Origin of the sequence: Lactobacillus rodentium, from assembly GCF_003423665.1 — a bacterium.
Lineage (GTDB): Bacteria > Bacillota > Bacilli > Lactobacillales > Lactobacillaceae > Lactobacillus > Lactobacillus rodentium.
Window position 1 is genome coordinate 55,507 of sequence record NZ_BFBY01000006.1, and the last position, 12,570, is coordinate 68,076.

Genomic DNA, 12,570 nt, shown 5'->3' on the forward strand with positions numbered 1-12,570 from the left:
CAAGCTCGATAACAAAATGATAGTCTAAAAAAATAAAAATAGCAAGCCTTTGGTATACTTATAAGAGTAGAAAGGAAGCGAGTAAAGTGGGCGCAATCGGTTTACAAAATTTATCTAGTTATTCTTTACTTCAAAGTCCGATAAAGGTTAAGGATTTAGCTCAAAAAGCCAAAGATCGGGGTTATGAAGCAATTGCTTTAACAGATATTAATGTAACTTACGGCTTGGTGGAGTTTTATAAAGCCGCTAAAGAAGTTGGTATTAAACCTATTTTGGGAATGCAAGCACGATTTAATGGTTTAATTGACCAGGCTCATCTTTATGATTTAATTGTTTTAGCTAAGACTAATCAAGGATTTGAAAATATTTTGCGCTTATCAAGCGCGATCAATCTTTTAACTAATAATGGGGAAGCTAAAAAAGTATTATCTTTTGATGAATTAAAAAAATATTTTAAAGATTTAATTGTAATTGTCCCAGCTAATACCCATAGTGAACTTTTGACTTTGCATCAACAAAATCAAAGCTTAGCCAGCGATTATTTACGTCAGTTAAAAACTGCACTTCCTACAAGTTCTGAATTATATTTAGGAGTTTATGCAAATAAAGCGAAACAAAATTATATCAACTTTGTACGCGGGGTTAGTCAGCAGTTTGAGCTTCCTTTAGTTGCAACTGAAGATGTTCAGTACCTAAATCCACGTGATCAATTTTTACAAAAAAGTTTATTAGCAATCGGTGACAATAGTCATTTGCAAGATGTTGAACAACTGGCTAAACAGGCAGGATCTCATTATTTAAAGTCCAGTACTGAACTCGTAAGTGATTATCATCAACTTGACCTTGAAGATGCTTTAACCAATAGTAAAAAGATTAGTGATAAACTTAATGCCCAAGTAACTTTTAAAGAACCAGAATTACCAAAGTTTAAACAAGAAAAGTTCCCCACCTCAAAAGAATATTTACATCATCTAGCACAAACTGGGTTAGCTAAACGTTTTAAAAATGGAAAAATACCAGTTAATTATCAAAAACGATTAGATTACGAGCTCCAAGTAATTAATCAAATGGGGTTTGATGATTATTTCTTAATTGTTTGGGATGTAATGAATTTTGCTCATGCTGTTGATATTACTACTGGACCAGGAAGGGGTAGTGCCGCAGGAAGTTTAGTAGCTTATGCTTTAAGAATTACTGAAGTTGATCCGCTCAAATATAATCTTTTGTTTGAACGTTTCTTAAATCCTGCTCGTCAGCAAATGCCAGATATCGATTTAGATATTCCTGATAATCGGCGTGAAGAAGTGATTCAATACATGTTCCATAAATATGGCATGGATCACGCAGCTCAAATATTAACTTTCGGAACCTTAGCTGCCAAACAAGCGTTAAGAGATGTAGGTAGAATTTTTGGCCTCAATCAATTTGAAATGAAAAAATGGACTCAGGCGATTCCCTACTCAAAAACTCAGATAACTTTAGACCGTGCTTTTCGGGAATCAAAAGATCTACAATTATTGGTTAATAATTCAACCTTTAATCAATTATTGTTTGCGACCGCTAAACATCTGGAGGGACTGCCAAGACACTACTCAATTCATGCTGCTGGCTTGGTAATTACTGATGACTCAATTGCTAGTATTGCTGGTTTGCAAGCAAGTGGGGAAGGAATTCCCGTTACTCAGCAAACCAAATTAAATGTTGAAGACCTTGGTCTTTTAAAAATCGATTTTTTAGGGCTAAGAAATTTAACTATTTTAGGCAACACTCTAGCATTATTAAAAAATGAGGGAATTAAGCTTGATCCCCATAAAATTCCTTTGAATGATCCAGCTACTTTAAAGCTATTCCAAGAAGGACAAACTGATGCTGTTTTTCAGTTTGAGTCTGATGGAATAAAAAACGTCCTACGCCGCCTGCATACCGATAATTTTGAAGATATTGTTGCCGTAAATGCCTTGTATCGTCCGGGCCCTATGCAAAATATCAATCATTTTATTGATCGTAAGCATGGTAAAGAAGCAATTACCTATCCTGATCCAAGTTTAAAAGAAATTTTAAGTCCTACTTATGGTATTTTGGTTTATCAAGAGCAAGTTATGCAAACAGCTCAAGTATTGGCTGGATTTTCACTTGGAGAAGCTGATTTACTAAGACGAGCAATGTCTAAGAAAAATCTAACTACTATGCAAAAACAGCGCGAAAAATTTATTACGGGGGCAGTAAATTTAGGTCGACCTAAGCAAGTAGCTGAAAAAGTTTATGATTATATTGGCCAGTTTGCTAATTACGGCTTTAACCGTTCGCATGCGGTGGCGTATAGTGAAATTGCTTTTTGGTTAGCATATTTAAAAGTTCATTATCCAGCTGCTTTTTATACCGCATTATTAAACAGTAACTTGGGTAACCGCAATAAAGTTAATAGCTTTTTAACCCAGGTTCAAAGTCTAGGAATTAAAGTTAAGGGACCCGATATTAATGAAGCAAGTAAAGAATTTACTTTAAAAAATAATCAAATTATTGTGGGGTTTCGAGCAATTAGAGGATTGAGAAACGATTTGATTGATGAAATTTTGCAATTGAAAAAGCCAGTAAAATCACTTTCGGACTTTTTATTAAAGATTGATCCCAAATTTTTGAGTCAGGATGCCATTGATAATTTAATCAAAGTTGGAGTCTTTGATAGTTTAGAAGCTAACCGCAATAACTTACTAGCGATTAGTAGTGACCTTGTTGATACCGTGAAAATGTCGGGAAACAATACTTCTTTATTTGAAACTCTAGAACCTAAACCAGTTGATGTAACTCCTCCTACCAATAGTGAAAAGGCGCAAATGGAAGATGAAGTAATGGGATTTGCGACGACAATGAATCCTTTAATTGCGGTGCAAAAATATGCTCGTCGATTTGGAGCTAAAGTATTAAAAGATTTTGGGATTAATGAAGAAGGAGTAGGAGTAGGAAAATTAATCAAATTAAAACCCATTCGAACCAAAAAAGGGGATGTAATGGCATTTGCAACCTTTGCTGATAGTCAGGGTGAAGCCGAATTTACTATTTTTCCTAAATCCTATGAAAAACTTGATTCTATTTTAAAAATTGGTCAAATTTATCTTTTGCAAGTTAGAACCCAAGCCGACCGGTATGATCAAACTAAAAAACAGTATTTATTAACTTCGGCTAAGCAAGTAAATTATCAAGAATAAATTATTTTAAATAATTAAATTAATAAAATCACAAAGAGAAAGGCGATGGAAGCGGAAACAATTATAACCTGTGTGATTTATCAAGAAATTTAATTTATTTAGTGCAGACATGAGCAAGAAAAAATGGTACTATAAAGTCGATGTGAGTAAACAGATTATCTTAGAGGTGAATTCATGAAACGGATTGGTATTTTAACTAGTGGTGGAGATGCTCCTGGTATGAATGCTGCTATTAGAGCCGTTACTCGCACCGCCATTGCTAATGGTTTAGAAGTATTTGGAATTCGTTACGGTTATGCTGGTTTAGTAGCTGGTGACATTTTTCAAATGACTTCAGAAACTGTGGCCGATAAAATTGGCCGCGGTGGTACTTTTCTTTATTCAGCTCGTTTCCCAGAGTTTGCAGAAGAAGCAACTCAATTAAAGGGAATCGAACAATTAAAGAAACATGGTATTGAAGCATTAGTTGTTATTGGTGGAGACGGTTCATATCATGGTGCATTAAGATTAACTGAACATGGTTATAATGCAGTTGGTCTTCCTGGTTCGATTGATAATGATATTCCATATACAGATTACACAATCGGTTTTGATACCGCATGTAATACTGCAATGGATGCGATCGATAAGATTCGTGATACTGCAACAAGTCACCAACGTGTATTTGTTGTAAACGTTATGGGTCGTGATTGTGGTGATATCGCACTTCATGTTGGTGTTGCAACTGGTGCAGATGCAATTGTTATCCCAGAAGAACCATATGATATTAAAGAAATTGCTGAAAACTTAAAGCAAGGTTTTGCAAATGGTAAGAAGCATGGCTTAGTTGTATTAGCTGAAGGTGTCATGGATGCTGATAAGTTTACTAAGGAATTACTTCAATATGGTGATTTCGATGCCCGTGCCAATGTTTTAGGACATATGCAACGTGGTGGTAGCCCAACTACACGTGATCGTGTATTAGCAAGTGAAATGGGAGCTTATGCTGTTAAATTATTATTGGATGGCCAAGGTGGTTTAGCTGTTGGTATTCAAGGTAATAAGTTAACTCACCATAATATGCTTGACTTGTTTGATGCAAAACACCAAGGTAATTTGTCATTATACTCATTAAACAAAGACTTAGCTAAATAAGTTAGGTAGTTTTTGATTTATATTTAAAGTAGGAGATTTTTTCAAATGAAGAAAACTAAAATTGTTAGTACTTTAGGACCAGCCTCAAATGATATTGAAACTGTTACTAAGTTAGCTCAAGCTGGTGCAAACGTATTCCGTTTCAACTTCTCACACGGTGATCACGAAGAACACGCAGCTCGTATGCAAATGGTTCGTGATGTTGAAAAGCAAACTGGTATTTTACTTGGAATTGACCTTGATACTAAGGGTGCTGAAATCAGAACTACTGAACAAAAAGATGGTAAGTTCACTCTTAACACTGGTGATAAGATCAGAATTTCTATGGATGCTACTAAGAAGGGTGACAAGGACAAGATTTACGTTACCTACGATGGTTTATACGATGACACCAAAAAGGGTGGTCACGTATTAATCGATGACGGTTTAGTTGACTTACTTATTCTTGATAAAGATGACGCTAACCGTGAACTTGTTTGTGAAGCACAAAACACTGGTGTAATTGGTTCTAAGAAGGGTGTTAACGCACCTGGCGTTGAAATCCGTCTTCCAGGTATCACTGAAAAGGATACTGATGACATCAAGTTTGGTATGAAGCAAGGTATTAACTTTATTTCAGCTTCATTCGTACGTAAAGCTCAAGACGTATTAGACATCCGTAACTTACTTAAAGAAGGTAACTGTGAATACGTTAAGATCTTCCCTAAGATCGAATCACAAGAAGGTATTGACAACATTGATGAAATCTTAGAAGTTTCAGATGGTATTATGGTTGCTCGTGGTGACATGGGTGTTGAAATTCCATTTATGAACGTTCCATTTGTACAAAAAGAAATCATCAGAAAGTGTAATGCTTTAGGTAAGCCAGTTATTACTGCTACTCAAATGCTTGATTCAATGCAAGAAAACCCACGTCCAACTCGTGCCGAAGTTTCTGACGTTGCTAACGCTGTTTTAGATGGTACTGACGCAACTATGCTTTCAGGTGAATCAGCAAACGGTCTTTACCCAGTTAAGGCTGTTCAAGCAATGGCTGAAATTGATGAACGTACTGAAAAGCAAATGCTTGATGACCGTAACACTTTAGCACTTCAAAGATTTGAAGCTTACAAGGGTTCAAACATCACTGAAGCAATTGGTGAATCAGTTGTTAGAACTGCTGAAGAATTAGGTATTAAGACTATTGTTACTATCACTGCTTCAGGTTACACTGCACGCATGATTTCTAAGTACCGTCCAAATGCTAACATTCTTGCAATGACATTTGATGAAAAGGTACAACACTCATTAGGTATTGTTTGGGGTGTAGATCCAGTTCTTGCAGATAAACCTGCTGATACTGATGCTGCTCTTAACGAAGCTATGAAGTTAGCTAAAGAAAATGGTCTTGCTGAAGCTGGCGATGACATCATCATCGTTGCTGGTTTACCATTAGGTGAAACTGGTAAGACTAACTTAATGACTATCAGAAAAGTTAAATAATTAAATTTATAATTAATAAAGTAGTCAGCGCAAGCTGGCTATTTTATTTTTGCCTTTTTTAGTCTTTTTAACTTATACTATGCTTACAGAAGTAAAAGAATTGAGGAAGAATATGTTAGGTGAAATAACTAAGGGCAAAGTAATTGATAAAAATGAAACTGCCTATTATGTACAAGTCAATGGTTTAACTTTCGAATTAAAAAAGTTAGAAATCACTCAAGAAGATCCAATTAAGTTAGGTGATACTGTTCAGGGTTTCATCTATGAAAATAAAGATGGTAAAAAAGAAATGACGCAATTTTATCCCTTTGCTCAACAAGATCAGTATGGGTGGAGTACTGTTACCGAAGTTAGAAGAGACTTGGGTGTCTTTGTTGATGTAGGATTAAATGATAAAGACATTGTTATTAGTTTAGATGATTTACCTTTAGATAAAGATCTATGGCCACGAAAAGATGATCGTTTATTAGTACGCCTAGAAACTGATGAAAAAGAAAGAATCTGGGCTAAAATGGCTGATGAAAATATCTTTGAACAGTTAGCAGCTAATTTTCCAAGTAATTTAGAAAATAAAAATTTAATGGGTACTGTCTACAAAACTTATGAGATTGGAGCATTTCTGATTACTGATCAATATTATTTAGCCTTTGTTCATAATTCTGAAACTTATCGTCCACTGCGTTTAGGTGAAAAAGTTAAGGCGAGAGTTATTGGTGTAAGTCAATACGGACGCCTCAATATGAGTGTGATGCCACGCGCACATGAAGAAATTGATGATGATGCGCAAATGATTTTAATGAGTTTGCGACGTGAGGCTACTAAGACTTTGCCTTTTTATGATAAAAGTGATGCCAGTGAAATTAAACAACATTTTGGAATTTCTAAGTCGGCCTTTAAACGTGCTTTAGGTCATTTATTAAAGGCAAATTTAATTACCGAAGATAAAGATAGTGGCACCATCAGCTTAAATGAAAGTAGTGAGGATAAAGATGATGACACTACAAGATAATCTCGCAGATTATCTTCGATATGCTCAAGTTCAACGTGGCTTAAGTGAAAATACTATTGCTTCTTATCGACAAGATCTCCAAACATTTTTAGATTTCTTAGTTAAAGAAAAGCAAAATACTTGGGAAGTGGAAGCAGTAGAAATAGATCTATTTTTAGGGAAACTTCGTGATGAAGGGAAAGCAACTTCATCAATCAGTCGCATGCTTTCAAGTTTGCGCAAATTTTATCAATGGCTTTTACGTCAAGATATTATTAAAAGTGATCCTTTAGTGAAAATAGACTCACCAAAGCAGGAAAAGCGATTACCTTTAGCTCTTAGTGAAGCAGAAGTTGATAAACTTTTAGAACAACCTAATATTAAAAAGGCTAGTGGAATTCGGGATCGTGCCATTTTAGAAACCTTATATGCCACTGGCATGCGGGTGAGTGAGTTAATTAATCTACAGATGGGGGACTTGCATCAAGACATCAAATTAATTAAAGTTTTAGGAAAGGGTTCAAAGGAAAGGTTAGTTCCCATTAGCAATGTTGCACTTTCCTGGATTGATGAGTATGATAAGCAAGTACGACAAAAGCAAATTCTAAAAGTTGGCTCTTTTACAGATACTATTTTTCTTAATCAGCGTGGAGGAAAACTTAGTCGTCAAGCTGTCTGGCAATTAATTAAAAAATATTGTCAAACTGCTGGGATTACTAAAAATGTGACCCCTCATACTCTAAGACACACATTTGCGACTCATTTGCTAGAAAATGGTGCTGACTTAAGAGTAGTTCAAGAATTATTAGGACATAGTGATATATCTACTACTCAGATTTATACTAATTTAACTCAAAAACATATTATGGAGGTTTATCGTAATACTCATCCACGTGCTTAGCTTAGAAGGGATTTTATGCTTAGTAAATATAAAAAGAATTTTGAAAAACAAGTAATGGGTTATTTATCTTATTTACCTGACTTTAAAAATTTTCAAAATTTAGCTGATGAAATGAAGCTTTATAATACTGAAAATAATCAATTCGATGTTTTAACTTACACTAATAAGAATGGCAACTGTTTAGGGATTGTGGGAATTCAATTAACTTCTCATTTTGTAATTATCCGTTATCTTTCTTTAGCACCAAGTTATCGTACTGAAGAGGTAATCCAAGAGATTATGACTGAATTGAATAATCTCTATCCCAATCAAAAAATTTCTACTTTACCTAATTGGACTATGTTGCTGAAATATACGGAATAAATAATGAATGAAAATACAGATTTAACCCTAGACCTTCCTAATTTTTCGGGACCCTTAGATCTTTTATTACACTTAATTCGATCCCAAGAAATTGATATCTATGATATCCCCATTGCTAAAATTACGGCTCAATACCTTGATTACATTGCTCACTGGCAAAAATTAAATTTACAAATTGCTGGTGAATATTTTGTGATGGCCTCAACTCTTTTACGCATCAAATCACAATATTTATTACCAAAGAATGATTTTGATGATCAAGCAGAAGAACTGGAAGAAGATCCACGTACCGAATTAGTTGAACAATTAGTTCAATATTCTGTATTTCAAAAAATATCTTCCTACCTTAAGGAAAGAAATGATGAAGTCCCCTTTACTTTAGCGAAAGAGCCTTCAATTGAACCTAAAAAAGAGATTGATCCTTTACCTTTAGGGGAAATCAAAAGTGAAGAACTAGCTCGTACTTTTGCACTTATTATTAAACGTTTTAAATTACGTCAGCCAGATGCAGCTAAGGTTGAAGTTCATGAAACTTCCATTGAAGATATGGTTAAATTTTTGGAAGAAAAAGTCCAAAGCAATAGCAAATTGAGCTTTTTTACTCTAGTAGATAATTTTACAAGTTTGGATTCTGTAATTTCTTTGTTCTTGGCAGTCTTAGAATTATCACGGCATCACAAAGTAAAAGTAAAGCAAGAGCGTGAATTCGGTGATTTAATCATAGAAAGGGAAGAACTTAATGGCGACTAAAACAGCTGAATTAGAAGCAATTTTATATGCGGCCGGAGATGAGGGGGTCAAACAAGCCGATTTATGTCAGTTATTATCAATTACACCAAGCGCATTAAGGGAATTAACCAATGGCTTAAAAAATAAATTGGCCGAAGATCTCAATTGTGGGATTCGTTTAATTGAAGTAAATAATCTTTTTAAATTAGTAACAGATCCAGCATGTAGTGAAGTTATTTCACAATATTTCCAAAAAGATTCTTCTAAGAATTTAAGCCAATCCGCTCTTGAAATTTTAGCAATTGTTGCCTATGAACAACCGATTACCCGGGTTGAAATTGATGATATTCGGGGAGTGAATTCGTCAGGAGCTATTCAAACTTTAGTTTGGCGAGGATTGGTAAAAGTTGATGGAAAAAAAGATGTTCCTGGACATCCTAACCTTTATGTTACAACTGATTACTTTTTACAATATTTTAATTATTCTAGTTTAAGTGATTTGCCATTAATTGAGAATTTTACTGATGTATATGAAGATAATGAACAATTAGACTTATTTAACGAGAAGGATAATCAGAATCAGGAGATTGAATAGAAGCGAGGTAAGTAAATGGCAGAAAGATTACAAAAAGCAATTGCTCAAGCAGGTATTGCTTCTCGGCGCAAAGCGGAAAAAATGATTAGTGCTGGCCAAGTTAAAGTTAATGGGCAAACAGTTACTGAACTCGGTACCAAAGTAGATGATAAAGATACCATTGAAGTGGATGGTGTACCGATTGAACGTGAAAGTTTACACACTTATCTTTTATATAAACCTCGTGGAGTAATTTCAACAACTAGTGATGATAAAGGGAGAAAAACGGTTACTGATTTCTTTGAAGAGTTACCTTACCGTTTATATCCTATCGGACGGTTGGATTATGATACTTCGGGTTTATTATTAATGACAAATGATGGGGAATTAGCTAATAAGTTAATGCATCCGCGACACGAAGTTCCTAAAGTTTATACGGCAAAAATAAAGGGAATTTTAAAACCAGAGGAAATATATGCCTTAAAACATGGAGTTCGAATTGATGGACGAAAAACTGCACCTGCTAAGGTAAATATTGTGAAAACGGATCGTAAAAAAAATACCCAAATCGTGCAGTTAACTATTCATGAAGGTCATTATCACCAAGTAAAAAAGATGTTTCAAGCAGTAGGACATCTGGTGGATAAATTATCACGTGAAAAATATGCATTTTTAACCTTAAACTCCTTAACTTCTGGTCAGTACCGTGAATTAACCCATCAAGAAGTAGCTCAATTAAAAAAACTTAAGTAAAAAGTGATCTGGATATAGATTACTTTTTATTTTGGATTTAAGAATAATTTACAAATAATTTACTTAGTATTAAGATTAAAAGGTAATTTAAAGGATGAATTGTCTTCAGGACAGGGTGTAATTCCCGACCGGCGGTTTACAGTCCGCGAGCCAAGTGTTTTGGTTGAATCAGATTATTTCTGTACCGATAGTAGAGTCTAGATGAGAGAAGACAGACTTTTTTACATTATCTCAAGAGTAAAGGGTCTGTTTGCGTTGAAGCAATTGACCCTTTTTGTAAAGAAAGAGGTAAAGTATGAATAGTTATCGTTCATCACGTGATAAATTGAAATTTTGGCTTGTTTGGGCCATGATAGGTGCAATTGCATTTTTAATTATGCAAATTGAGATTCCAATTATTCCAGGAATTGATTATTTGAAACTTGATGTTTCAGATGTTGTGGTAGCCATTGCCACTATGATTTTTGGTATTTTTGGTGGAACCATGGTAGCTCTCTTCAAGATTTTATTGAAAGCTGCTCTGTCTGGTTTTAATCCTTTATCTGTTTTAGGTGATTTAGCTAGCTTTATTGCCACCTTAGCCTATGTTTATCCCTTTTACTTTATCGCTAAAAAGGGACAACTAAAACTTAAATCACAAGTTTTGGGCTTAATAGTCGGTACTATCTGTTTAACTATTGTAATGACAATAGCAAACCTTTTCTTAATGCCGCTATATTTCAATATTGTCGGTTTAGGATTTAGTCATAAAGTTTTACATGCAATTGTAGCAGGTATCATTCCTTTTAATTTAATTAAAGGAATTATAAATGGGGTTTTAATTATTTTATTAATGAAATCTGTTTATCCAACATTAACTCATTTCATTGAATCTAGATTTTAAAAAAGATTCTGCAGGATTAACTCTCCTATGATAAAATTAATAGTTGAATAAGCTACAGATAGGAGAAGATGGATGAATAACCATTCAGGTGAAGAAGAACTACTTAAGCATGTTGAACGGCCTTCACAAACTCGTAGTGAAATGCGTCATCATAAAAATCATGCTCCAGTTAAGGATGATAAAAGTAGTAGTGACCAAATTACTCCAGTACGTCGACGTGAAGCAGCCTCATCATCACAAAAGAATAGTAAAAAAGATGAAAAATCTAAGGGTTCAACTAAGATTTGGGCAAGTTTGATTATTATTGCAATTTTAATTATTGCCTTGGTTCCTATTATTAATAATCAAATGCATAAATCAAATACGAATTTAGCGGAAAAGAAGGTAGAATCTTCCAAGATTTCTTCCAAGTCTCATAAATCGGCTAAAACAGTATCAAAGAAAGCAATTAAAAAGTCTACTCCTAGTGAGCAAAAGAGCTCAACTTCAAATACTCAAACTTCGCAGAATTATCAAGCAGCTAATAATGAATATAGTCAATCTACTAATTCTGGACAAGCAGCAACTAGCAATGACTATTCACAACAAACATCTACTCAAAATAATTCGCAAAGCAATAATTCTTACCAAGTACAAACAGGAGACTCTTTATCTAAAATTGCTTCTGACAATAATACTACCGTAGAAAAATTAAAATCATTAAATGGTTTATCTGATGATACTTTAAATCCTGGACAAAGTATTAAACTTAAATAATTTTAAAGAGCTAAATCAATAGATTTGGCTCTTTTTCATTTGCATACAATCTATTAATCAAAGACTATGATAAAATTAGTGGTGAATGAACTAGGAAAGGATTTATTTTGAATGCAGGTTGCAATTGATGGCCCAGCTTCAGCTGGAAAAAGTACGGTTGCTAAAATCGTTGCTAAAAATTTAAATTTTATTTATATCGATACAGGTGCTATGTATCGTGCTTGTACACTCATTGCCCAAAAGGGTAATGTAGATTATGGTGATGAAGCGGAAATCTTAAAATTATTAGCTAAAAATAAGATTGAGTTTAAGAATGGTGAAAAAGAACAAAAGGTTTTTATTAATGGTCAAGATGTTTCTCTCGCCATTAGAACTCCTGAAATAACAGCTAATGTTTCTCAAGTATCAGCTTTACCAGGTATTAGGGAAAAAATGGTGGAATTGCAACGAAAAATGGCAGGAGAAAATAATGTCATTATGGATGGTAGAGATATTGGAACAACAGTATTACCTAATGCTGATGTAAAAATATTTTTAATTGCCAGTGTGGCTTCGAGAGCTAAAAGACGTTTTTTAGATTTTAAAGAAAAAGGTATCCATCAAGATCTTGCTGAGATTGAACATGATATTGAAGAACGTGATTATAAAGATTCTCATCGAAAAATTTCACCGTTAAAAAAGGCGACTGATGCTATTGAATTAGATACTACAAATCTCACCATTGATGAAGTTGTAGCAAAAATTACGACATTGATTGAAAAAAAGCAAAAAAAACAGTCAAAAGAGTAGAAAAAATTGTTC

Annotated in this window: 11 protein-coding genes, 1 pseudogene and 1 riboswitch; all 12 genes and pseudogenes read left to right on the forward strand. The window is 34.1% G+C overall.

Annotated features, from left to right (window positions below):
• The first annotated feature begins 86 nt into the window (after nt 1-86).
• The 12 genes and pseudogenes from LrDSM24759_RS04805 (at nt 87) to cmk (ending at nt 12,558) form a co-directional block, all read left to right on the forward strand.
• Complete coding sequence (locus LrDSM24759_RS04805) at nt 87-3,206, forward strand: DNA polymerase III subunit alpha (RefSeq protein ID WP_117118357.1); 3,120 nt, start codon at nt 87-89, stop codon at nt 3,204-3,206.
• Between the two features lie 174 nt (nt 3,207-3,380).
• Nucleotides 3,381-4,340 (forward strand): 6-phosphofructokinase, encoded by a 960-nt coding sequence (gene pfkA, locus LrDSM24759_RS04810; RefSeq protein WP_117118358.1) that lies wholly within the window; start codon nt 3,381-3,383, stop codon nt 4,338-4,340.
• Between the two features lie 45 nt (nt 4,341-4,385).
• A pseudogene (pyk, locus tag LrDSM24759_RS04815) lies at nt 4,386-5,816 on the forward strand (pyruvate kinase); the annotation flags it as partial.
• A gap of 118 nt (nt 5,817-5,934) precedes the next feature.
• On the forward strand, nt 5,935-6,831 hold the full coding sequence (locus LrDSM24759_RS04820; protein ID WP_117118359.1) for a CvfB family protein: 897 nt from the start codon (nt 5,935-5,937) through the stop codon (nt 6,829-6,831).
• On the forward strand, nt 6,812-7,711 hold the full coding sequence (xerD, locus tag LrDSM24759_RS04825; RefSeq protein ID WP_117118360.1) for a site-specific tyrosine recombinase XerD: 900 nt from the start codon (nt 6,812-6,814) through the stop codon (nt 7,709-7,711). Before LrDSM24759_RS04820 ends, xerD begins: the two co-directional genes overlap by 20 nt.
• Nucleotides 7,712-7,726: 15 nt before the next feature.
• Nucleotides 7,727-8,074 (forward strand): reductase, encoded by a 348-nt coding sequence (locus tag LrDSM24759_RS04830; RefSeq protein WP_117118361.1) that lies wholly within the window; start codon nt 7,727-7,729, stop codon nt 8,072-8,074.
• Between the two features lie 3 nt (nt 8,075-8,077).
• Complete coding sequence (locus LrDSM24759_RS04835; RefSeq protein WP_117118362.1) at nt 8,078-8,824, forward strand: segregation and condensation protein A; 747 nt, start codon at nt 8,078-8,080, stop codon at nt 8,822-8,824.
• Nucleotides 8,814-9,398: an SMC-Scp complex subunit ScpB gene (scpB, locus tag LrDSM24759_RS04840; protein ID WP_117118363.1), complete on the forward strand. Its 585-nt coding sequence runs from the start codon at nt 8,814-8,816 to the stop codon at nt 9,396-9,398. The genes LrDSM24759_RS04835 and scpB overlap by 11 nt, the downstream gene beginning before the upstream one ends.
• Nucleotides 9,399-9,413: 15 nt before the next feature.
• Nucleotides 9,414-10,130: a pseudouridine synthase gene (locus LrDSM24759_RS04845; protein ID WP_117118364.1), complete on the forward strand. Its 717-nt coding sequence runs from the start codon at nt 9,414-9,416 to the stop codon at nt 10,128-10,130.
• A 97-nt stretch (nt 10,131-10,227) separates the two neighbouring features.
• Nucleotides 10,228-10,347: riboswitch (FMN riboswitch) on the forward strand.
• A 78-nt stretch (nt 10,348-10,425) separates the two neighbouring features.
• Nucleotides 10,426-11,013, forward strand: coding sequence for an ECF transporter S component (locus LrDSM24759_RS04850; RefSeq protein WP_117118365.1), 588 nt, complete (start codon nt 10,426-10,428; stop codon nt 11,011-11,013).
• Nucleotides 11,014-11,085: 72 nt separating this feature from the next.
• Complete coding sequence (locus LrDSM24759_RS04855; protein WP_117118366.1) at nt 11,086-11,769, forward strand: LysM peptidoglycan-binding domain-containing protein; 684 nt, start codon at nt 11,086-11,088, stop codon at nt 11,767-11,769.
• Between the two features lie 111 nt (nt 11,770-11,880).
• The gene (gene cmk, locus LrDSM24759_RS04860) at nt 11,881-12,558 is read left to right on the forward strand and encodes a (d)CMP kinase (protein ID WP_117118367.1); all 678 of its coding nucleotides are present in this window, start codon (nt 11,881-11,883) and stop codon (nt 12,556-12,558) included.
• Nucleotides 12,559-12,570: the final 12 nt, after the last annotated feature.